Source organism: Sphingomonas sp. Y38-1Y (genome assembly GCF_032391395.1).
Taxonomy (GTDB): Bacteria; Pseudomonadota; Alphaproteobacteria; order Sphingomonadales; family Sphingomonadaceae; genus Sphingomonas.
Genome location: NZ_CP135916.1, coordinates 3,318,309 through 3,340,334, shown reverse-complemented (window position 1 = coordinate 3,340,334; position 22,026 = coordinate 3,318,309). Strand labels below are relative to the sequence as shown.

At 69.4% G+C, this 22,026-nt stretch carries 20 protein-coding genes; 14 read left to right on the top strand and 6 right to left on the bottom strand.

Annotated features, from left to right (window positions below):
• Positions 1-128: 128 nt before the first annotated feature.
• The 3 genes from RS883_RS15810 to RS883_RS15800 form a co-directional block, all read right to left on the bottom strand.
• On the bottom strand, positions 129-356 hold the full coding sequence (locus RS883_RS15810) for a zinc-finger domain-containing protein (RefSeq protein ID WP_315761142.1): 228 nt from the start codon (positions 354-356) through the stop codon (positions 129-131).
• Positions 357-692: 336 nt separating this feature from the next.
• Positions 693-2,510 carry a translational GTPase TypA gene (gene typA / locus RS883_RS15805; RefSeq protein ID WP_315761141.1) on the bottom strand — a complete coding sequence of 606 codons (1,818 nt, stop codon included), beginning with the start codon at positions 2,508-2,510 and terminating at the stop codon, positions 693-695.
• A 345-nt stretch (positions 2,511-2,855) separates the two neighbouring features.
• Positions 2,856-3,662, bottom strand: a complete 807-nt coding sequence (locus tag RS883_RS15800; protein ID WP_315761140.1) for a DUF72 domain-containing protein — start codon at positions 3,660-3,662, stop codon at positions 2,856-2,858.
• A gap of 67 nt (positions 3,663-3,729) precedes the next feature.
• Here RS883_RS15800 and RS883_RS15795 point away from each other — a divergent pair, with 67 nt between their 5' ends.
• The 3 genes from RS883_RS15795 to RS883_RS15785 are packed head-to-tail and all read left to right on the top strand — an operon-like array spanning position 3,730 to position 7,902.
• Positions 3,730-4,854 (top strand): DUF3616 domain-containing protein, encoded by a 1,125-nt coding sequence (locus tag RS883_RS15795; protein ID WP_315761139.1) that lies wholly within the window; start codon positions 3,730-3,732, stop codon positions 4,852-4,854.
• Positions 4,855-4,911: 57 nt separating this feature from the next.
• Positions 4,912-5,748, top strand: coding sequence for a p-hydroxycinnamoyl CoA hydratase/lyase (locus RS883_RS15790; protein WP_315761138.1), 837 nt, complete (start codon positions 4,912-4,914; stop codon positions 5,746-5,748).
• 39 nt (positions 5,749-5,787) lie between these two features.
• The gene (locus RS883_RS15785) at positions 5,788-7,902 is read left to right on the top strand and encodes an acetate--CoA ligase family protein (RefSeq protein WP_315761137.1); all 2,115 of its coding nucleotides are present in this window, start codon (positions 5,788-5,790) and stop codon (positions 7,900-7,902) included.
• A gap of 115 nt (positions 7,903-8,017) precedes the next feature.
• Here the strand turns inward: RS883_RS15785 and RS883_RS15780 are convergent, their stop codons facing one another.
• The gene (locus tag RS883_RS15780; protein ID WP_315761136.1) at positions 8,018-8,314 is read right to left on the bottom strand and encodes a hypothetical protein; all 297 of its coding nucleotides are present in this window, start codon (positions 8,312-8,314) and stop codon (positions 8,018-8,020) included.
• 298 nt (positions 8,315-8,612) lie between these two features.
• Between RS883_RS15780 and RS883_RS15775 the strand changes: the two genes are divergently transcribed.
• Positions 8,613-9,542: a 2-hydroxyacid dehydrogenase gene (locus RS883_RS15775; RefSeq protein WP_315761135.1), complete on the top strand. Its 930-nt coding sequence runs from the start codon at positions 8,613-8,615 to the stop codon at positions 9,540-9,542.
• Here the strand turns inward: RS883_RS15775 and RS883_RS15770 are convergent.
• Complete coding sequence (locus RS883_RS15770) at positions 9,526-10,422, bottom strand: LysR family transcriptional regulator (protein WP_315761134.1); 897 nt, start codon at positions 10,420-10,422, stop codon at positions 9,526-9,528. The genes RS883_RS15775 and RS883_RS15770 overlap by 17 nt on opposite strands.
• A gap of 107 nt (positions 10,423-10,529) precedes the next feature.
• Here RS883_RS15770 and RS883_RS15765 point away from each other — a divergent pair, with 107 nt between their 5' ends.
• Genes RS883_RS15765 through RS883_RS15750 form a run of 4 tightly spaced genes read left to right on the top strand, consistent with a single transcriptional unit; the run spans position 10,530 to position 14,313 of the window.
• Entirely contained in the window at positions 10,530-11,432 is a 903-nt protein-coding gene (locus RS883_RS15765; protein ID WP_315761133.1) for a VOC family protein, read from the top strand.
• Positions 11,433-11,435: 3 nt separating this feature from the next.
• Positions 11,436-12,593, top strand: coding sequence for an alpha/beta hydrolase family protein (locus RS883_RS15760; protein WP_315761132.1), 1,158 nt, complete (start codon positions 11,436-11,438; stop codon positions 12,591-12,593).
• The gene (locus RS883_RS15755) at positions 12,590-13,378 is read left to right on the top strand and encodes a cyclase family protein (protein ID WP_315761131.1); all 789 of its coding nucleotides are present in this window, start codon (positions 12,590-12,592) and stop codon (positions 13,376-13,378) included. Before RS883_RS15760 ends, RS883_RS15755 begins: the two co-directional genes overlap by 4 nt.
• Positions 13,375-14,313: a fumarylacetoacetate hydrolase family protein gene (locus RS883_RS15750; protein ID WP_315761130.1), complete on the top strand. Its 939-nt coding sequence runs from the start codon at positions 13,375-13,377 to the stop codon at positions 14,311-14,313. Before RS883_RS15755 ends, RS883_RS15750 begins: the two co-directional genes overlap by 4 nt.
• A gap of 114 nt (positions 14,314-14,427) precedes the next feature.
• On the opposite strand, the gene RS883_RS15745 is transcribed toward RS883_RS15750, so the two are convergent.
• A complete protein-coding gene (locus RS883_RS15745) occupies positions 14,428-15,330 on the bottom strand; it encodes a LysR family transcriptional regulator (RefSeq protein WP_315761129.1) in 903 nt (300 codons plus the stop codon).
• A gap of 125 nt (positions 15,331-15,455) precedes the next feature.
• On the opposite strand from RS883_RS15745, the gene RS883_RS15740 reads away from it, so the two are divergent.
• The 6 genes from RS883_RS15740 to RS883_RS15715 are packed head-to-tail and all read left to right on the top strand — an operon-like array spanning position 15,456 to position 22,023.
• The gene (locus RS883_RS15740) at positions 15,456-17,786 is read left to right on the top strand and encodes a TonB-dependent receptor (RefSeq protein ID WP_315761128.1); all 2,331 of its coding nucleotides are present in this window, start codon (positions 15,456-15,458) and stop codon (positions 17,784-17,786) included.
• Complete coding sequence (locus RS883_RS15735; RefSeq protein WP_315761127.1) at positions 17,786-18,721, top strand: MBL fold metallo-hydrolase; 936 nt, start codon at positions 17,786-17,788, stop codon at positions 18,719-18,721. The genes RS883_RS15740 and RS883_RS15735 overlap by 1 nt, the downstream gene beginning before the upstream one ends.
• Positions 18,722-18,730: 9 nt before the next feature.
• Complete coding sequence (locus RS883_RS15730; protein WP_315761126.1) at positions 18,731-19,846, top strand: FAD-dependent oxidoreductase; 1,116 nt, start codon at positions 18,731-18,733, stop codon at positions 19,844-19,846.
• Positions 19,846-20,415 (top strand): cupin domain-containing protein, encoded by a 570-nt coding sequence (locus tag RS883_RS15725; RefSeq protein ID WP_315761125.1) that lies wholly within the window; start codon positions 19,846-19,848, stop codon positions 20,413-20,415. The genes RS883_RS15730 and RS883_RS15725 overlap by 1 nt, the downstream gene beginning before the upstream one ends.
• Entirely contained in the window at positions 20,415-21,278 is an 864-nt protein-coding gene (locus tag RS883_RS15720) for an NAD-dependent epimerase/dehydratase family protein (protein ID WP_315761124.1), read from the top strand. Before RS883_RS15725 ends, RS883_RS15720 begins: the two co-directional genes overlap by 1 nt.
• Positions 21,271-22,023: an SDR family NAD(P)-dependent oxidoreductase gene (locus tag RS883_RS15715; RefSeq protein ID WP_315761123.1), complete on the top strand. Its 753-nt coding sequence runs from the start codon at positions 21,271-21,273 to the stop codon at positions 22,021-22,023. Before RS883_RS15720 ends, RS883_RS15715 begins: the two co-directional genes overlap by 8 nt.
• Positions 22,024-22,026: the final 3 nt, after the last annotated feature.

The window sequence follows — 22,026 nt, the reverse complement described above, 5'->3', positions numbered from 1 at the left end:
AAGGCCGTGCTCCCACGCAGGCGGGAGCCCAGGGCGGCGAGCGTTACGTTTGTGGCTCCGGGCTCCCGCCTTCGCGGAGCCCGACGGATTCTAGATCAGCCGGCGCGCGCCTTCATACGCGCGGCCGATTACCGACCCGCGCCGTCGCCGTGGTCGGGAAGCTTCGAGTGGTCCGCGCCGTCGGCCGGGCCGCCGATCAGCACGAAGCGGCGGTCGCAATAGCCGCAGTCGACATAGCCTGTCTCGTCGATCTGGAGCCACACGCGCGGGTGGCCGAGCGCGGGCTCGATGTCGCCGGCGCCGTCGCAGGCGACACGGGCATGGCTGGTGCGGACGAGTTCGGGCGGCGCGATCATGGGCCGGCGATTAGCAGCGGCATTCGGGGGCTGCAACGGGATCGCACCATCAGCCTCGAGCAAACGTCACCCCGGACCTGATCCGGGGTCCCGCTACTTCTTCTACGCGGCGGAAGAGGAAGTAAGCGGGATCCCGGATCAAGTCCGGGATGACGGGTGTGGTCGGCGCGAGCCGTCACCCCAATCGTCATGCCGGACTGGTTCCGGCATCCACCGTGCCGCAGGCACTCCGATGGCTGCTCCTGGGGGACGGTGGACCCCGGAACAGGTCCGGGGTGACGCGTCGATCGAGAGTGGCCGTCGCCTCAGCCAGAAGCGGAAGCGACGGCCCTCGTCTCACGCCGCCTTGGCGCGGCTGGCGCGCTTGCGCTCGTGCGGGTCGAGGAAGCGCTTGCGAAGCCGGATGGTCTTGGGCGTCACCTCGACCATCTCGTCGTCGTCGATGTACGCGATCGCCTGCTCCAGCGTCATCTTCCACGGCGGGGTCAGGCGGATCGAATCGTCCTTGCCCGACGCGCGGAAGTTGGTGAGCTGCTTCGACTTCATCGGATTGACCTCGAGGTCTTCCGGCTTGGCATTCTCACCGATGATCATGCCTTCGTAGAGCGCCTCGCCCACGCCGACCATCAGCACGCCGCGCTCCTCGAGCGGGCCGAGCGCATAGGCATTCGCCTCGCCCGCGCCGTTCGAGATGAGGACGCCGTTCTTGCGACCCTCGATCGGGCCCTTGTACGGGCCGTACTTCTCGAACAGCCGGTTCATGATGCCGGTGCCGCGCGTGTCCGACAGGAACTCGCCGTGATAGCCGATCATGCCGCGGCTGGGCGCGGAGAAGGTGATGCGGGTCTTGCCACCGCCCGAGGGACGCATGTCGGTCATCTCGGCCTTGCGGATGTTCATCTTCTCGACGACCGAACCCGAAAACTCCTCGTCGACGTCGATGATGACCGTCTCGTACGGCTCGGTGCGGCCGCCGGTCTCGTCCTCGCCGAACAGCACGCGCGGGCGGCTGATGCCGAGCTCGAAGCCCTCGCGGCGCATCGTCTCGATCAGCACGCCGAGCTGGAGCTCGCCGCGACCGGCAACCTCGAAGCTGTCCTTGTCGGCGCTCTCGGTCACCTTGATCGCGACGTTCGATTCGGCCTCGCGGAACAGGCGGTCGCGGATCATGCGCGACGTCACCTTGCTGCCCTCGCGGCCCGCCATCGGCGAATCGTTCACCGCGAAGCGCATCGACAGCGTCGGCGGGTCGATCGGCTGCGCCTGGATCGGGACGCTGACGCTGGTGTCGGCGATCGTGTTCGACACCGTCGCGACGGTCAGGCCGGCAAGGCTGATGATGTCGCCCGCCTGCGCCTCTTCGGTCGGCACGCGCTCCAGCCCGCGGAAGGTCATGATCTTCGACGCGCGGCCCGTCTCGATGACGTTGCCCTGTGCGTCCAGCGCGTGGATCGGCTGGTTGACCTTGACCTTGCCGCTGGTCACGCGGCCCGTCAGCACGCGGCCGAGGAAATTGTCGCGGTCGAGCAGCGTGACGAGGAAGGTGAAGGGCGCCTCTGCATCCAGCGCCGGCGGCGGGACATGGTCGACGATCTTCTGGAACAAGGGCGTCAGCGTGCCCTCGCGGCGATCCGGATCCTCGCTGGCATAGCCGTTGCGGCCCGAGGCGTAGAGGACGGGGAAGTCGAGCTGCTCGTCATTGGCGTCCAGCGACACGAACAGGTCGAAGACCTCGTCCAGCACTTCCTGGATGCGCTGGTCGGGACGGTCGACCTTGTTGACGACGACGATCGGCTTCAGGCCGAGCGCCAGCGCCTTGCCGGTGACGAACTTGGTCTGCGGCATCGCGCCTTCGGACGAGTCGACCAGGAGGACGACGCCGTCGACCATCGACAGGATGCGCTCCACCTCGCCGCCGAAATCGGCGTGGCCGGGCGTGTCGACGATGTTGATGCGCGTGCCTTCCCACTCGATCGAGGTGGGCTTGGCGAGGATGGTGATCCCGCGCTCCTTTTCGAGGTCGTTCGAGTCCATCGCGCGCTCTTCGACGCGCTGGTTATCGCGGAAGGTGCCCGACTGGCGGAAGAGCTGGTCGACGAGCGTGGTCTTGCCGTGGTCGACGTGGGCGATGATCGCCACGTTGCGGAGGTTCATACGTGTTCCGTTGGGTTTGGCCGCGCCCGTTACGCAGGCATCGGGCGCGCGCTTAGCTTATTTGCTGCGAACGCGAAAGGGGGCGGGGCTTCAAGCACTGTCACCCCGGACTTGATCCGGGGTCCCGCTTCTTCCTTCTCGGGCCGGCGAGAAGGAGCGGGATCCCGGCTCAAGGCCGGGATGACGGTTGTGCAAGTGAGCGTTGCCGAGAATTGTGGTTCACGCGGAGGCGCGGAGGCGCGGAGGGGCTTTAGCGCGGCTGCGCGGCACAGCCACCTCGTCCTCTAATCCAAGCCGCTTTGCGGCAGTCCCTTCTTCTCCGCGCCTCCGCGCCTCCGCGTGAGATTATCCCGGCCGCCCCACGCGCTCGATCAGTGCCTGGGCGGCAGCGGGGGCGCGTTCCTTGGCGCCGTTGATCATGAAGGCGAAGACGTCGCGCGGCTGCTTCGCCGGTGCGTCGCCCACCACCGGCAGGTCGCCCGCCGGCTTGCCTGCCGCCCAGTCGCCGGCCCAATCCGCGAACCGGTCAAGCGTCGCCTTCGGAAAGCCCTGAGCCTCTTCCGCGACCGCGTTCTCGAACCGCGCATAGACGAAGTCGCCGGTCACGTCGCCGATGCCGGGATAATCGTCCGACCAGGCATTGACGATCGCCACCCCGGCCGCCCGCGCCATGTCGATGAAGGCGGGATCGCGAAAGCTCTCGTGCCGGACCTGCACCGCGTGGCGCAGCGGCGTTCCCTCGTGGGTCGCCGGCAGCAGCTTGAGAAAGGCGCCGAAATCGTCGGCATCGAACTTCTTGGTCGCCATGAACTGCCACAGGATCGGCCCCAGCCGGTCGCCCAGCGCGGTCACGCCCTGCTCGAAGAACTTGGCCATTGATTCGCCCGCGTCGGCCAGCACCTTGCGGTTGGTGACGTAGCGCGAGGCCTTCACCGCAAAGACGAAGCCGTCGGGCACCGCCCTGGCCCAGTTCTCGAAGCTCTCGGGCTTGAAGCGCGAATAATAGGTGCCGTTGATCTCGATCGCGGTCATCACGCCCGCGGCGTGCTCCAGCTCGCGCTTGTGCGGCAGCTTCTCGGGATAGAAAACGCCGCCGCGCCAGGGCTCATAGGTCCAGCCGCCGATGCCGACGCGTATCGTGCCGTTCTTCATGCCGAGCCCCCTAGCAGCTTCGGCCCCGCCGTGCGACGCTCGCCGCAATTCAAAGAGGAGGACGCCGATGCTTCCCCGCCGCAGCTTCACTGCCGATCGCCTGCCGGCGCCGCGCGCCGCGGTCGGGCATGTGCGCCTCGACTTCGCCGGATCGGCGCATGACGACGATCATCCCATGCATGACCTGTCGGGCGCGGCGTTCGTCGGCACGACGCTGTTCGTTGCCGGGGACGAGGGGGCGCGGATCGAACGTCTGGTGCCGGCCGGTGAGGGTGTGTGGGGCGAGCACCGCCCCTTCGACCTCAAGGCGCTGCTGGGCCTCGAGGACGAGGGCGAGATCGACGTCGAGGGCCTCGCCTATGCCGAGGACGACTGGCTGTGGGTAACGGGCAGCCACGCGCGCACCCGCCCCAAGCCCAAGCGGCAGGAAGAGGGCGGGGCGCCGCGCATCGACGTGTCGCGGATGGCCAACCTGAAGGACACGCGCGCTCGCTGCATCCTCGCGCGGCTACCGCTCGCGGTTGGTACGGACGGGCGCGTCGAGCCCGTGGCGCGCGACGGTAAGCGCCGGGCGGGCCATGTCCGGCTGACCGACCGGCATGGCAGCAAGCTTGCCCGGCTGTTCGCCGAGCATCCGCTCACCGGCCCGTTCACCCGCATCGCCGCCAAGGAGGGCGGGCTGGATATCGAGGGGATCGCCGTTGCCGGGGCGCGCGTGGCGCTGGGGCTGCGCGGGCCGGTGATCGCCTGTCACGCGCTGATCGCCGAGCCGCTGATCGTGCCGAAGAAGCGCGGGCGGCTGAACCTGGGGCCGGAGCTTGCGATCCGGCTGCTCGACCTGGACGGCATGGGCGTGCGCGACCTGCTGGCGAGCGGGGACGACCTCTTCATCCTTGGCGGTCCGACACAGGCGATCGACGGACGCGTGGCCGTGTGGCGCTGGGCGGGGTGGCGCACAGATCCCGCGCGCGACACGGGCGACGCCGTCGTCCACCGGCCCGAGCGACTGTTCGACCTGCCGGTGCGGCACGGCGTCGACCGGCCCGAGGCGATCGAGTGGCTGCCCGGCGCGACCGGCCGGCGGATGCTCATCCTCCACGACGGCCCCGCCGCCGATCGCTTCGAGACCGGGCGGATGAGCGTGCTCGCCGACGTGATCGCGCTGGGGGAGCCGCCGCGCGCGAGGAGTTGACGGCCCCTACAATCCTGTTATGCGGTATAGCAATAAAGCCGAGGAGCAGGATTGGCCATGTCAGAGCGCGCGCCCGAAGATACCGTTGCCGTCACCGTCGAGAACCGCATCGCCTGGGTGCGTTTCAACCGGCCCGAGAAGCGCAACTGCATGTCGCCCAATCTCAACCGGCGGATGCTCGAGGTGCTGACCGATCTCGAGTTCCGCGAGGATGTCGGCGTAGTCGTGCTGACCGGCGAGGGCACCGCCTGGTCGGCGGGCATGGATCTGAAGGAATATTTCCGCGAGAACGAGGAAAAGGGCCTGTGGGCGACGCGCAAGGCGCAGCGCGAGGCCTATAGCTGGTGGGAGCGGCTGCGCTGGTTCGAGAAGCCGACGATCGCGGCGATCAACGGCTGGTGCTTCGGCGGCGCCTATGGCCCGCTGTTCGGCTGTGACCTGGCGGTCGCGGCGGAGGACGCGCAATTCGGCCTGTCCGAGATCAACTGGGGCATCCTGCCCGGCGGCGGCGCGAGCAAGGTGATCGCCGAGCTCACCGGCTTCCGCAACGCCATGTACCACGCGATGATGGGCGAGAATGTCGACGGCAAGAAGGCCGCCGAATGGGGCCTGGTCAACGAGGCGGTCCCCGCCGACCGGCTGAAGGACCGCGTGACCGAGATCGCCACCGTCCTGCTGGGCAAGAACGCGCACGCGCTGCGCGCCACCAAGTGGGCGGTCCGCCGGGTCCGCGAGATGACCTATGACAATGCCGAAGACTATCTGATCCGCGCGCAGGAGGCGGCGAACTATTTCGATAGCGAGGGGCGCAAGGAAGCGACCCGCCAGTTCATCGACGACAAGACGTTCAAGCCGGGCCTCGGCGCCTACGACCTCGACAAGAAGCGCGACTGAACCGCCAACATCAGGCCAACCTATCAGGGGAGTGACGCGATGAGCCGGATCGATCCCGCGCGCATCCAGCGCCTGCTGCGCCCGCAATCCGTCGCGGTGGTGGGCGCCAGCGACAAGCCCGGCGCCTTGGGTGCGTCGGTGCTCGGCAATCTCGACCGCCACGGCTTTGCCGGCCCGGTCTATCCGATCAATCCCAAGCGCGAGGCGATCGGCGCGCGGCCATGCCTGCCGAGCGTCGACGCGCTGCCCGAGGGCGTCGATGTCGCGGTGCTGGCGATCCCGCGCGACTTCGTGCTCGACACCGTCCGCGGTCTCGCCGCGCGCAAGGTCGGCGGCGCGATCATCTTCTCCGCGGGCTTTGCCGAGGGGGGCGCCGAGGGCCTGGCCGAACAGGCCGAGATCGGCCGCATCGCCGAGACAAGCGGCATGGTGATCGAGGGGCCGAATTGCCTCGGCCTCGTCAACTATGTCGACGGCATCCCGCTGACCTTCGTCGAGACGCCCGGCCGCAAGCCCGAGGGGCGCCGCGCGGTCGGCGTCGTCTCGCAATCGGGCGCGATCGCCGCGGTCCTGTCGACCGTCCTCCTCGCCCGCGATGTCGCCGTCAGCTATTCGGTATCGACCGGCAACGAGGCGGCGAGCGGTGTCGAGGATTATGTCGACTTCCTGGTCGACGACCCGCACACCCATGTGATCGCGATGGTGGTCGAGCAGTTCCGCGCGCCCGCCCGCTTCCTCGCCGCCGCCGCGCGTGCGCGCGCCGCGGGCAAGCCGATCGTCCTCCTCCATCCCGGCAAGTCGAGTGCGGCACGCGAGTCCGCCGCGACGCACACCGGCGCGATGGCCGGCGACTACAAGCTGATGCGCGCCAAGGTCGAGCGCGCGGGCGTCGTCATGGTCGACACGCTGGAGGCACTGGGCGACGCGGCCGAGATCGTGCTGCGCTGTCCGGCGGTGACCCGCCCGAGTGTCGCGGTGCTGGGCGAATCCGGCGCGTTCAAGGCGCTGACGCTCGACCTGGCCGAAGCAATTGAGCTGCCGCTGGCGCCGCTGGGCGACGAGGACTCGCCCGCCCTTCGCGCCGCATTGCCGCCGTTCGTGCCGGTCAGCAACCCGCTCGACATCACCGCTCAGGGGCTGTCGCAGCCGTCGATCTACACCGACACGCTGGCGGCGCTTGCCGCCGACGACCGGGTGGGCGCGGTGGTCGCCGGGATCATCCAGGGCGACCCGGTGACCGCCGGCATCAAGGTGCCCGCGATCCTCAAGGCGATCGAGGCAGGCGCGGCTGCCAAGCCGCTGATCTTCGCCGGCCTGGACGAGGGTGCCGAGATGCCCGCGCATTACGTCGCGAGCCTGCGCGAGCATGGCGTGCCCTATTTCCCGAGTCCGGAGCGCGCCTTCCGCGCCCTTGCCGCGCTGACCGCGGCGGCGTCGCTCGACCTGACCGACGACAGCCCGGCACCTGCGGCGGTGCCGCAGCTCGCCGAGCTGTCGGGCGTGGTGCCGGAGTATCGGGGCAAGGCGCTGCTCGGCCCGCTCGGCCTGCCGTTCCCGGATGCTCGCTTCGCCGCCAGCCCGGACGAGGCGGTGGCCGCGGCCGAGGCGCTCGGCTGGCCGGTCGCGATGAAAGCGCAGGCGGCCGCGCTGGGTCACAAGAGCGATGCCGGCGGCGTCGCGCTCAACCTTGCCGATGCCGATGCGGTGCGGGCGGCATGGTCGACGATGTTCGACAGCGTCGCCGCCTATGACGCGTCGATCGTCCTCGACGGCGTGCTCATCGAGAAGATGGGCGCGCGCGGGACCGAGATGATCGTCGGCGCGCGCAACGATCCCGAATGGGGGCCGGTCGTGCTCGCCGGCTTTGGCGGGGTGACCGCCGAGATCCTTCAGGACGTGCGGCTGCTGACGCCGGACCTGTCGGAGGCGGCGATCGCCGCCGAGTTGATGAAGCTCAAGAGCGCAGCGTTGCTGGCGGGCTATCGCGGGTCGCCGGCGCTCGACGTGAAGGCGCTCGCGCGGCTGATCCGGACGGTCGGCGCGGTGCTCCTCGCCGAGCCGCGGATCGCCGAGCTCGATCTCAATCCGGTGATCCTCTACCCCGAGGGGCAGGGGGTGGTGGCGCTGGATGCACTGATGCTGCTGGAGGGCTGAGACTCAGGTCTGCGCGTGGAGCACGTGCTTCGACAAGCTCAGCACGAACGGATGTGTAGAAGCAACCGTTCGCCCTGAGCTTGTCGAAGGGCGTGCCCCAATCGCTGCCGCGCGATCAGGGCAGGCTGCGCACCGCGCCGCGGTCCTCCACCAGCGTCGGCGAACGCCCGGTCGCGGGACGCAGCGCCTCGCGGTCCTCGGGCGGGACGGTGGCGGTCGGGTTGGGGCGGAAATGTTCGGGCGCGCGGTCGTCGGGGCCGGGATGCGGCTTGTCGGCGGCGAGATCGGGGGCGGCATGGCCGTCCGCCGGAGAGCGGCGCGACAGGCCGCTCCACAAGGCGACGCCGACGGCGCCCGCCAGCACGCCGCCGGCCGCGGCATAGAGCGCGAAATTGGGTCGATTCGTGGCCATGTCGTTCCTTTCCAAGCGGTTGGTGCTGACAACTGGCCGGTGCGGGTACGGGTTCCTGCAACGGTGGCGCGGCCCGTGCAACACCACGACACCACCCCGGCGCAGGCCGGGGTCCACGGCCGCGGGCGCTGTGCTGCTTGACACTGGACCCCGGCCTGCGCCGGGGTGGTCGCTCTAGAAGGCGATGTGCGCTCACCTTCGTGATCCCCGCCTTGATCGTAGGCCCCGCTTTTTTCACTCCGCGCACAAGAAGCGGGATCCCGGATCAAGTCCGGGGTGACGGGTGTTGGAGGCGATGATGAACCGTCCCACGATCCTCCAACTCGCCCCGATGTCCTCCGACCTCGAAGCCGCGCTCGCCGCCCGAGGCGAAGTCGCGCGCACGCCTAGCGAAGCCTGGCTCGCAGAGCACGCCGCGGACGTTACCGCGATCGTCACCGGCGGCGGGACCGGGGCGCCGCGCGAACTGGTCGAGCGGCTGCCCAACCTCAGGCTGATCGCGATCAACGGCGTCGGCTATGACAAGGTCGATGTCGCGCACGCCGCGGCGCGGGGCGTGACGGTCACCAACACGCCGGGGGTGCTGACCGACGACGTCGCGGACTTGGCGGTCGGGCTCGTCATCGGCCTTCAGCGCAACCTCGTCGGCGCGGACCGGCACGTCCGCGACGGGCAGTGGCCGAAGGGCGAATTGCCGCTCGCGCGCAAGGTGACGGGGCTCCGGTTCGGGATCGTTGGACTGGGCCGGATCGGTCGGGCGATCGCCGATCGGCTGAAGGTGTTCGGGCCCGTCGCCTATACCGGCCGCACGAAGAAGGACGTCGATCTGCCCTTCCACCCCGACGCCGCCAGCCTTGCCGCCGCGAGCGACGTGCTGATCGTCGCGGTGTCCGCGTCGGCCGAGACGCGCCATCTGATCGACGCGGTGGTGTTGAAGGCGCTCGGCCCCGGCGGCGTGCTCGTCAACGTCGCCCGTGGGTCGGTGGTCGACGAGGCGGCGCTGGTCGCCGCGATCGACTCTCGCCAGATCGCCGGCGCCGCGCTCGACGTGTTCGCCGACGAACCGCACGTCCCGCAACCGCTGGTCGACAGCAACCGCACGCTGCTGACCCCGCATATCGCCAGCGCGACGGTAGAGACGCGCGCGGCGATGGCGGCGCTGGTGCTCGACAATCTCGACGCGTTCCTCGCGGGCCGGCCGCTGCCGACGCCTATCCCGCCGCCCTGATCCGCTCGATCAGCCAGCGCAGACCCGGGTCGCTCCGGCGGGTGAGGTGGTATTGCGCCATCTCGGCCAGCGGCGGGATCGCGACCGGCGACTCGGCGATCGCGAGCTCGAACCGCTCGGCGAGCAGGCGGGCAAGGCGCGCCTGAAGGAGCGTCAGCCAGTCGGTCTCGATCAGCAGCCACGGCAGCGGCGTAAACGACGGCGCGATCGCCGCCACCCGGCGCGTGAGGCCGAGCCGCTCCAAATACGCGTCGCCGAAGCTCGGCAGTCGCCCCTCGCCGATCGCGACCTGGACATGCGGCCAGGCGAGCATCGCCTCGGTGCTGAGCGGCCCGTCGAGCGCGGGATGGCCGCGGCGCCCGACGACGACATAATGATCCTCGAGCAGCGGGTCGGACGGGAGTTCGGGCGTCAGATAGGGCTCAAGCGTGATGAGCAGGTCGATGCCGCCGCTCTCGAGCAGCTCGAAGCGCCGTTCGCTCGGCAGCAGTAGTTCGACGCGGACATTGGGCGCCTCCGACGCCAGCCGCGCGATCAGCGGGAAGAGGACGGCGGTGGCGATATAGTCCGACGCCATGATCCGGAAACTGCGCGCCGACGTCGCCGGCTCGAAGTGGCGCGACGCGGCGATCAGCCCCTCCATCGTGCCGAGCGCCGCGCGCACCTGCGGTCCCAATGCCTGGGCAAGCGGGGTGGGATACATGCGCTTGCCCTGGGCGACGAGCAGGTCGTCGGCGAAGAAGCGGCGCAGGCGGGTGAGCGCGTTGCTCATCGCCGGCTGGCTGAGGTTGAGCCGGTCCGCGGCGCGCGACACGCTGCGCTCGTCGATCAGCGCATCGAGCGCGACCAGCAGATTGAGATCGAGACCCTTGAAGCGCACGCTGCCTCCCATTCACGCCGTGAATGAGGATGGATTGAAACAAAGATTTTTTCAATCGATCGCCAAGCGACTATCCCGCCGCCATCAGATCGAATGGGAGAGCGAGCATGAGCCGCGTTACTGAAATCCGCTATGTCGGCTACGGCGTCACCGACCTCGAGACCGAGCGCACTTTCTATCGCGAAGTGTGGGGCCTGAAGGAAGTCGGCGAGAAGGACGGCATGTGGCACTTCGCTGCCGAGGGCAATGACGAGCTCTATGTCGTTCGCCTGCGTGCGTCGGACGAGAAGCGCATCGACGTGATCGCGCTCGCCGCCGACAGCGATGCCGATGTCGACGCGCTCCATGACAAGGTCGTGGCGGCCGGCTGCAAGGTGATCTTCGCACCGCGCGAGCTGACGACGCTGGGCGGCGGCTACGGCTTCCGCTTCTTCTCGCCCGACGGCCTGCCCTTTGAAGTGTCGGCCGGGGTCGAGCGCGGCACGGCGCGCGAAATGGTCCGCTGGGACGGCGTGCCGCAGAAGATCAGCCACATCGTCCTCCACTCGCCCGACCACAAGGCGGCGGTGCAGTTCTTCCAGGACGTGCTGGGCTTCCGCCTGTCCGACTGGCTGGGCGACTTCATGGCGTTCCTGCGCTGCAACTCGGCGCATCACCGCTTCGCCTTCCTGCCGGGGCCGCCGTGCCTCAACCATGTCGCCTATGACATGCTGACGGTCGACGACATGATGCGCGGCATCAACCGGCTGAAGAAGAAGGGGACCGACCTTCGCTGGGGCCCGGGTCGCCACACCGCGGGCAACAACACGTTCAGCTATTTCACGACGCCGAACGGCTTCGCGGTCGAATATACGTCGGAGTTGGAGGACGTGGATTTCGACACGCACCAGCATCAGGTCCACGTCCCCGGCCCGCAGGTCATGGACCAGTGGGGCATCGGCGTCGGCGGTCCGCAGACGATGCCGCACCCGGAGGCCGACAAGGGCCTGTTCGTGGCGGCGGAGGCCTGATCGATGGCGCTCTACGAAGCCTTTCCGAACTATATCTGGAACCTGTCCGTCGCGATCGCGATGGAGAGCGGCGGGCGCATCGGCGAGATCGTCGACATGTGCCAGCCGATCAAGGACGCGGCGGCCGGCGGCGGCGATGCCGGCACCCCCGCCTTCATGAAGCAATGGGCGGCGATGGGCGACAAGCTGATCGAGCTTGCCGCCGAGGACGAGGCGAAAGGCCGTGCCTTCTCCGCGTCGGAGAAGCTGGAGCGCGCGTCGCTATATCTCTTCACGGCAGAGCGGATGCAGGGCCACGGTCATCCGGGGCGGATGGAGACGTACCGCAAGGCGCGCGAGACGTTCGACAAGTCGACCGCGCTCGGCCGCATCAACCGCGAGCGGGTCGAAATCCCGCTGGAGAGCGGCACCATGCCCGCGCTCTACACGCGCGCGGCGGGGCCGGGGCCGCACCCGGTGGTCGTCTATTGCAATGGTCTCGATAGCTGCAAGGAGCTCCTCTACTGGTCGCGCCTGCCCGAGGCGCTGGCGCGCCGCGGCGTCTCGACCCTGTGCGTCGATCAGCCCGGGTCGGGTGAGGCGCTTCGCCTCCAGAACCTGCCCGTCGATCCGCACAGCGAAAGCTGGGCGTCGAAGGCGGTCGACTGGCTGGAGCGCCAGGCGGACGTCGACCCCAAGCGCATCGGCATGACCGGCATTTCGCTGGGCGGTCATTTCGCGCCGCGCGCGGTCGCCTATGAGCCGCGCTTCGCGAGCGGCGCGGTCTGGGGCGCCAACCATAATTGGGCCGAGGTGCAGCAGAAAAGGCTGAAGCGCGAGGGCGAGAACCCCGTGCCGCATTACTGGGCGCACGTGATGTGGGCGTTCGGCGCCGACGACATGGACGACTTCCTCGCCAAGGCGGAGGGGATGAACCTCAACGGCCATATGGACGGCGTGAAGGTGCCCTTCCTCGTCACGCACGGCGCCGAGGATCGTCAGATCAGCGTCCAGTACGCGCACGACTGCTACGACCAGCTCGTCAATTCGCCGCGCCGCGAATTGAAGCTCTTCACCAAGCGCGAGGGCGGCGTGGAGCATGTCGGCGCGGACAATATGAGCTATGGCCGCGACTATATCGCCGACTGGTTCGCCGAGACGCTGGGGGGCCAGACGGCATGACGCGGCGGATCCTGGACTTGTCGATCACGCTCGATCCAGACGTCATCACCGATCCGCCGTTCATGCGGCCGAAGATCGAGTATCAGACCCATGCCGAAACGGTGGCGGAAGTGCAGAACTTCTTCCCCGGCGTGACCGCGGAGCAGTTCGTCGGCGGCGAGGGGTTCGCGGCGTCGGAGACGCTGACGCTGACGACGCACAACGGCACGCATCTCGACGCGCCATGGCATTATCATCCGACGCAGGACGGCGGAAAGCCGGCGATGACGATCGACGAGGTGCCGCTCGACTGGTGCTTCCAGCCTGGCGTGAAGCTCGACTTTCGCCATTTGCCCGACGGCCATGTCGTCACCGCGGCGGAGGTCGAGGCGGAACTCGCGCGGATCGGCCACGAGCTGAAGCCGCTGGAGATCGTGCTCGTCAACACCGCCGCAGGCGCGGCGCTGGGCGGGCCCGACTTCCTGGCCAAGGGGATCGGCATGGGGCGCGAGGCGACGCTCTATCTGACCGAGCGGGGCGTGCGCGTGACAGGCACCGATGCTTGGAGCTGGGACGCGCCGTTCGGCGCGACGGCGAAGCGCGTCGCCGAAACGGGCGATACGTCGCTGATCTGGGAAGGGCACAAGGCGGGCCTCGAGATCGGCTATTGCCACATGGAGAAGCTCACCAATCTCGACCAGCTGCCGCCCTCGGGCTTCATGGTCTCGTGCTTTCCCGCCAAGGTGAAGCGCGGGTCGGCAGGCTGGACGCGCGCAGTCGCGATCTTCGAAGGAGCGGACGCATGAGGCTCGCGACATTGAAGCGCGGCGGCCGCGACGGCACGCTGGTGGCGGTCAGCCGCGACGGCAGCCGGGTCGCGCCGGTGACGGGCTTCCCGACGCTGCAATCGGCGCTCGATACCTGGGATGCGGCCCAGGAAGCGCTCGCCGCCGCGGCCGACGCGGCGGAGGCGGGTGAAACGGTTGCGGCCGACGACTTTGCCGCGCCACTGCCGCGCGCGTGGCAGTGGCTCGACGGGTCGGCGTTCCCGACGCATGGCGACCTCATGCAGACGGCGTTCCACCTGCCGCCGATCGAGACCGACAAGCCGTTGATGTATCAGGGGATGAGCCACCGCTTCATCGCCCCCACCGACGACGTGCCGCTGCCGAGCGAGGCGGACGGGATCGATTTCGAGGGCGAATTCGGCGTGGTGACCGGCGACGTGCCGATGGGGATATCGGCAGACGCGGCGCTCGATCACATCCGGCTGGTCGTCCTCATCAACGACTGGTCGCTCCGCGCGATCGCGCCGGTCGAGATGAAGACGGGCTTCGGCTGGGTACAGGCCAAGCCCGCGTGCAGCACCGCGCCGTTCGCGGTGACGCCCGACGAACTGGGCGAGGCGTGGGCCGACGGCCGCGTCTGCCTGCCGCTGACGGTCGAGGTCGATGGCGAGTGGTTCGGCCACCCCAACGGCCGGGCGATGGCGTATGGCTTCCACGAACTGGTCGCGCATGCCGCGGCGACACGCGACCTTCCGGCGGGGACGATCATCGGGTCGGGGACGGTGTCCAATCCCGAGCATGCCGAGGTCGGATCGACCTGCCTGTCGGAGCGCCGCGCGATCGAGATGATCGCGGACGGCAAGCCCACGACCGGGTTCCTCCGCTTCGGCACGCGGGTGCGGATGCACGCCGGGCCGTTCGGGGAGATCGATCAGCGGGTGGTGCAGGGATAGAGGAAAGAAGCGGGACCCCGGATCAAGTCCGGGGTGACGAAATTGGCGGAGCGTAGCCCGTCCTCCGTCACGTCATCTCGGACTTGATCCGGGATCCCGCTTTCTACTCCCGGATCACGAACCCAACCGCGCCTGCTCGGCGATCCGCTGGCGTAGCCACGCCAGCCCCCGGTCGGTCGAGCGCGCGCGGTGGTGCTGCATCATCTCGCGCATCACCGGCAGCTCGATCGGCGGCTCGGCGATGGCGAGGCCGAGACCCGGCGCCATCACCCGCGCCAGCCGCTCGTGCATCAGCGCCAGCCGCTGCGTGCCCGGCAGCATCCACGGCGCCTGGATGAAGGAGGCGCACAGCACCTCGATCCGCCGCCCGTCGCCGCGCTGACGCATCCAGTTCTCGATGAAGGTGCCGTCGCGCGACACGCTGACCGCGACATGGCCGCAGCCATAGAAGTCCGCCTCCGTCATCGCCCGCGCGAACACCGGGTTGCGCGCGCAGCCGACGACGACGTGCCGTTCCTCGAACATCAGCTCGCGCGGATGGTCCGCCTCCAGGAACGTCTCGGGCGAGATGAGGAGGTCGATCTCGCCATGCTCCAGCATCGCGCCGATGTTGCTGCGCGGGAGCGTGATGTCGAGGCGGATGCCCGGTGCCTCCGCCTCCAGCCGGGGGAGCAGCGGCGAGATCAGCACGGTGGTGATATAGTCCGACGCGATCAGCCGGAACACGCGCTTCGACTGGCCGGGCTCGAATGCCATCCCCGTCGACAGGATGCTGCGCAGCTCCAGGATCGCGGCAGAGACCTGCGGCGCCAGCACCAGCGCGTTGGAGGTCGGCAGCATGCGGCGGCCGTTCTGGACAAGGATGTCGTCGTCGAACGCCTCGCGAAGGCGCTTGAGCGCCGCGCTCATCGCCGATTGCGTGACGTTCATCCGCCGCGCCGCCCGCGTCACGTTCCGCTCCTCGACGAGCACGTCGAACGCGACGAGGAGGTTGAGGTCGAATTGGTTTAGCCGCATGATCCATCGATCCCGCTTATGGGTTGCGATCAGAACAATGCGTTAGACCGATTGCTGACGCTCCGCCATCCTCCATGCCTGAACGCGCCCGGCAAGCATCGGGTGGTCGCACACGGGAGGACAGGATGCGAAAAACACTCACGCTCGGTACGGCGATGGCCCTGGCCCTGATCGCACAGCCGGCGCTGGCGCAGGAAGTCACCAACTCGGCGCCCGCCGACCCCGCCGATGCAGCGGCGGACGGCACGCCGCAGGAAGACGGGCTGGGCGACATCATCGTCACTGCACAGCGCCGATCGGAATCACTCCAGCGCGCCGCTGTCGCGGTCACCGCCGTCACCGGCGATGCGCTCGCCAATGCCGGCATCACCGAGACCGCGAACCTCGGCAAGCTCGTCCCCGCGCTCGTCGTCCAGCCGACGGGCGGCACGACCAGCTTCTTCCTGCGCGGCGTCGGCACCAATTCGCAGAACTCCTTCTCGGAGAACGCGGTCGCGTTCAACTTCAACGGCGTCTATGTCGGCCGCCCGACCGCCCCCGCAGGCGTGTTCTACGACCTGGAGCGGGTCGAGGTGGTCAAGGGGCCGCAGGGCACGCTCTATGGCCGCAACGCCACCGGCGGCGCGATCAACGTGCTGCCGCGCAAGCCCGAGCTCGGCAAGTTCGGGGTCGAGGGGCTGCTCGAATACGGCAACTACGATGCCAAGAAGGCGTCGGGCGCGATCAACCTGCCGCTGGGCGATACGATCGCGCTGCGCGTCGCGGGGCAGGTGGTCGACCGCGACGGATACATCAGCGACGGTTATGACGACGAGCGGGGCGAGGCGGTGCGCGCGTCGCTGCTGATCCGGCCGTCGGACTTGTGGTCGATGACGATCGTCGGCGACTATTACAACCAGCATGGCAAGGGCGCGGGCGCGGTCCTGCTTCCCTATGCCGGCCTCAACGCGCCGCCGCTAGAGGACCGCGTCAGCGTGTCCGACCCGCGCGCCCAGGCTGCGATCGCCGGGTTCGCGGCCGGCATCTTCGCGCCACCCTTCTGCGGCGGGCAGGGCGGCTTCGTTCGGTCGGGCTGCGTCGCGCAGGCAGGGAGCGACGGCTTCCTCGACAACCAGTTCTATGGCCTGTCGGCGACGGTCGAGGGCGATCTCGGCTTCGGCAAGCTCACCGTCATCCCGGCGTGGCGCAAGTCGGACGTCAATTTCCGCACCTATCTGCCGGGCTTCCGCGGCGACATCACCGACCTTTCCGAGCAGATGTCGGTCGAGGCGCGGCTGGCGTCGAACGACGACCAGCGCCTCCGCTACGTCGTCGGGGCCTTCTTCTTCGACGAGAAGCAGCGCGCGGTGAACTTCTTCCGCCAGGGCAACATCTCGACCACCCGGTTCACGCCCAACCTTCGAACCGAGAGCATCGCCGGGTTCGGCCAGCTCACCTTCGACGTGGCCGACGGCTTCCGCCTGGTGGCGGGCGGTCGATATACGCGAGAGGACAAGCGCCAGCGCACCTCGACCGCGTCGGGCGGCCTGCCCGGGCCCATCGAGCCGCCGCTGAGCGCGCCGTTCACCGGCTCGCTCACCTTCGAGAAGTTCACGTGGAAGGCGGGGGTCGAGTTCGACGCCGGCCCGGCCTCGCTCCTTTACGCCAACGTCGCGACCGGCTTCAAATCGGGCGGCTTCTTCGTCGCGCAACCGCCCAACAACACCTTCGCGCCGGAAACGCTGACCGCGTACACCGCCGGCGCCAAGAACCGCTTCTTCGGCAACAAGCTGCAACTGAATGTCGAGGCGTTCTACTGGGATTATAAGGACCAGCAGATCACCTATGTCGGCGGTGTGCCGACCGGCAACGGGCTGATCGCGCAGGGGTCGATCACCGTCAATGCGGGCAAGTCGCGCATCTATGGCGGCGAGGTCGAGCTGCGCTTCGCGCCCAGCCGCAACGACCTGTTCAGTGCCGTCGCCCAGTATCTGAACGGCCGCTATGACGAGCTGACCACCGCCAATTTCTCCCCCACCGGCGCGCCGGTGGCGACGGGGTGCACCACGCTCGGCAGTCGCGCGGCCAATCCGGGGATCAACGGCGCGCGGTTCTATGACATCGACTGTTCGGGCCGGCCGACGGTCAACTCGCCCGAATGGTCGTTCAACCTGGGCTATGAGCGGACCTTCCCGCTGGGCGGCCAGTTCGACCTCGTCGCCGGGGTGCGCACCAACATCGAGACGAGCCGCTTCCTCGACGCCAACTACCGGCCCGAGTTCCGCCAGGACGGCTTCATGATGTCCGACGCGTTCCTGACGCTGCGCGCCGAGGGCTGGAGCCTGACGGGATTCGTCAACAATATCGAGGATGCCGAGGTGCTGGCGCGCGCGGGGGCGCGGCCGATCCTCGACTTCCCCGTCGGCACGCTGCGCCCGCCGCGGACCTATGGCGTGCGCATGGGTTTCGACTTCTGATGCTCCCGCTCGCGCTGGCGCTGATCGCGGGGGTGCAGGCCGCCCCCGCCGATGGCTGGATCACGCTCGGCACGATGGGCGGGCCGGTGGCGGCGCCGGAGCGCGCGCAACCGGCCAACGCACTGGTGCGCGGGCGCGACGTCTATCTGGTCGACGTCGGCGACGGGGCGGCACAGCAGCTCGCCAAGGCGGGCTACCGGCTGCCGCAGGTGAAGGCGGTGTTCCTCAGCCACCTGCATGTCGATCATACCGGCGGGCTCGCCGCGCTGATCGGCCTGCGCGACCAAACCGACGTTCGCGAGGTGCTGACCGTCTATGGCCCGCCGGGCACCCAGGCGCTGGTCGATGGCATCACCGCCTCGCTGCGCCCTGCCGCGGTTGCGGGTTACGGCATTCCCGGCCAGCGCTGGCCCGCGCCCGAAAGCATCGTCCGCGTCGTCGAGATCAAGGGCGGGGCGAGCCTCCGCGTCGGCGACATGACCGTCCGCACCGCGCAGAACACGCATTACGACTTCGCGCCCGGCAGCGCCGACGACCGCGCGTTCAAGTCGCTTTCCTATCGCTTTGACCTGCCCGGGCGCTCGATCGTCTATACCGGCGACACCGGGCCGAGCCCCGCGGTCGCGGCGCTGGCAAAGGGCGCCGACCTGCTGGTCAGCGAGATGATCGACCTTGACCTCACGCTGGCGGCCGTCGCGCGCAATTCGCCGGCCATGCCCGCACCGGCCAGGGCCAAGCTGACGCAGCATCTCTCGACCCACCACCTGACGCCCGACGCGGTCGGCGCGCTCGCCGCCGATGCGGGGGTGAAAGCGGTGACGGTCACGCATTTCGCGGGCGGCAGCGATCCTGCCCGCCTCGCCGACTATACCGCGCGCATCCGCGCCCGCTTCGGCGGCACGATCGCGCTCGCCAACGACCTCGACCGGTTCTGAAGGGCCAACATGCAAGACCTCAACATCCTCGTCATCGGCGGCGGCATTGGCGGGCTGACCTCCGCCATCGCGCTGCGCGCCAAGGGCCACCGCGTCACCGTGATCGAGCGCGATCCGGACTGGTCGGTGTACGGCGTCGGGATCATCCAGCAGTCGAACGTCATCCGCGCGATGGCCGAACTCGACCTGATCGACGAGTATCTCGCTGCCGGCGTCGGCTTCGATGCGGTCGAGATCTATACGCCGGATGGCACCCGCGTCGCGCGCGTGCCGGTGCCGCGGCTGGTCGAAGGCTATCCCGCCAGCATGGGCGTGCCGCGCCCGGCGCTGCACAAGGTGCTGGGCGACCGCACGATCGCGAGCGGGGCCGAGGTGCGGCTGGGCGTGACCGCGAACGCGTTCGAGGACGACGGGAAGGGCGTCGACGTCACCTTCTCGGACGGGACGACCGGCCGCTTCGATCTCGTCATCGGCGCCGACGGCGTCTATTCGCAGACGCGCGCGGCGATCCTGCCCAATGCGCCGAGCCCTGAGTTCACCGGCCAGTCGGTGTGGCGCTACAACCTGCCGCGGCCCGCGGACCTCGACGCGATGCACGCCTATAACGGGCCGACCGGGGTGGGGCTGGTGCCGATGACGCGCGAGCTCATGTACATGTACGCGACCACGCCCGAGCCGGGGAACCCGTGGTACCCGCGCGAGGGACTGGCGGCGGCGATGCGCGGCAAGCTCCAGAATTGCGCGCCTGCGATCCGCGACCTGGCCGAGCACATCACCGACGACGACGCCGTCGTCTATCGCCCGCTCGAAGGGCTGCTGCTCGAAGGGCCGTGGCACAAGGGGCGCGTCGTGCTGATCGGCGACGCGGTCCATGCGACGACGCCGCATCTGGGGCAGGGCGCGGGGATGGCGATCGAGGACAGCCTGGTGCTCGCCGACGAGCTGACGAAGGGCGACGATCTGGAGGCGGCGCTGACCGCCTATCGCGACCGGCGCTTCGATCGCTGCGCCTATATCGTGCGCCAGAGCCTCGCCATCTGCATGGGCCAGATCGGCAAGGGGCCGGCGGTCGACAATGCCAGGGCGACCCACGAGATGTTCGGCGTCGTGGCCAAGCCGATCTGATGACGGACCATCGCCCCGTCCGCCGCATCGTCACCGGCCATGACGCCGACGGCCGCGCGATCATCCAGTCCGACGCGCCCGTCGCCTTCGTCCGGCGCGTCGGCGGTGCGATCGGCCCCCTGTTCCACGAGGTATGGAGCACCTACGACACGCCCGCGCCGATCGACGCGGCAAGTGAGCCGGACGAGACCACGCTGACGCTTGCGCCCCCACCGCGCGGTACGCGGCTGCGCGTGCTCGACATCCCGCCGGAGGGTGACGAGATCCGGACGATGTCGCCCGAGGCGGCGCGCGCGCACTTCGCGGAGATCGGCGCGGTCGAGGCGGCGGGGCATGGCGACGGCCCTGCCCGCCACGCACTGATGCACCGCACCGAAACCATCGATTACGGCATCGTCCTGGAAGGCGAACTGACCCTCATCATGGACGAGGGTGAGACGGTGGTGCGCGCGGGCGACATCGTCGTCCAGCGCGGGACCAATCATGGCTGGTCGAACCGGTCCGACGCCAATTGCCGCGTCGCCTTCGTGCTTGTCGACGGCGAGTACGCGCCCGACCTTCGCCGCTGATGCGGATCGCGGTCACCGGAGCGGACGGCTTCGTCGGCCGCGCGGTAGTGCGCGAGCTGGGCGCGCGGCAAGCGGGCGAGTTGCTGCTTATCGACCGCGCCTTTGCTGCGGCGCCCGCGCATCCGTTCGTCGCGGGCGACCTGACCGACCCGGCCGTACTGGCGCGCGCGTGCGAGGCCGACGCGCTGATCCATCTCGCCGCGCTGCCCGGCGCCGCAGCCGAGCGCGACCCGGCGCTGTCGCGGACGATCAATCTCGACCTGCCGCTCGCGCTGATCGAGGGGATGGCCGGTCGGCGGCTGATCCTGGCGAGTTCGATCGCGGTGTTCGGCGGCGTGCTGCCGGACCCGGTCGACGACGCGACCGAGCCGCGGCCCGCCAGCGTCTATGGCACGCACAAAAGGATGGTCGAGCTCGCCTTTGCCGATGCGGTCCGGCGCGGCGCGGTCGGCGGCATGGCGCTGCGTCTGCCCGGCATCGTCGCGCGGCCGCGGGGAGCGGGCGGGTTCGGCTCGGCGTTCCTGAGCGACCTCTTCCACGCAGCGCGGTCTGGCGAGGCGTACACGGTGCCCGTCGCGCGGGAAGCGACGAGCTGGCTGATGTCGGCGCGGGTGTGCGCCGCCAATCTCGCCCACGCACTGCTGAGCGATGCCAGCGAAGGCGACGCGGTGACGCTGCCGGCGCTTCGGGTCGAGATCGGGACGTTGACCGACGCCCTGGGCGGCGACTTCACCTTCGAAGAAGACGAGCGGCTGCGTGCGGCGTTCGGCAGCTATCCGACGCTACTGGCGCCGCGAGCCAAGGCACTGGGGTTCCGCGCGGATGCCGGGGTCGCCGCATTGATCGCCGCGGCCTATGACTGACGCGCTTGCCGCCTTCCGCCTCGACGCCCGGCGCGCCCTCGTCACCGGCGCGGCGAGCGGCATCGGGCTTGCCATCGCGCGGCTGTTCGCCGGGGCGGGCGCATCGCTGATCCTGGCCGATCGCGATCCGGGCGTGCGGGCGGTCGCCGAGGCGCTGGACGGCACCGCGTTCGTCGGGGACCTTGCCGATCCGCGCGCGACCGACCGGCTCGTCGACGCCGCCGGGACGGTCGACATTCTCGTCTGCAACGCGGGCATCGCCGGCACGCCCGGCCCGATGCACGCGATGGGCGATGCCGCGCGCGCCGCGCTCTATGCCGTCAATCTCGATCACCCGATCCGCCTGACCGGCCGCCTTGCCCCGCGGATGGCCGAGCGGGGAGGCGGCAGCATCGTCCTGCTCTCCAGCCTCGCCGGGCTTCGCGGCAATGCCGCGCTCGGCCACTATGGGATCACCAAGGCGGCACTGGCACAGCTGGCCCGCAACCTGGCGGTCGAATGGGGGCCGCGCGGCGTGCGCGCCAATGCGATCGCGCCGGGCCTGATCGCCACCGACTGGGCCGACGCGGTGCTGTCGAGCCCGGAGCGCAGCGAGCGCCGGCTCGGCCTCACGCCGCTTCGCCGCGTCGGCACGCCCGCGGAGGTCGCCGCGGCGGCGCTGTTCCTTGCGAGCGATGCGGGTGGGTTCGTCACCGGGCACACGCTGGTGATCGATGGCGGCACGCTGATTTCGGACGGGAACTGACCC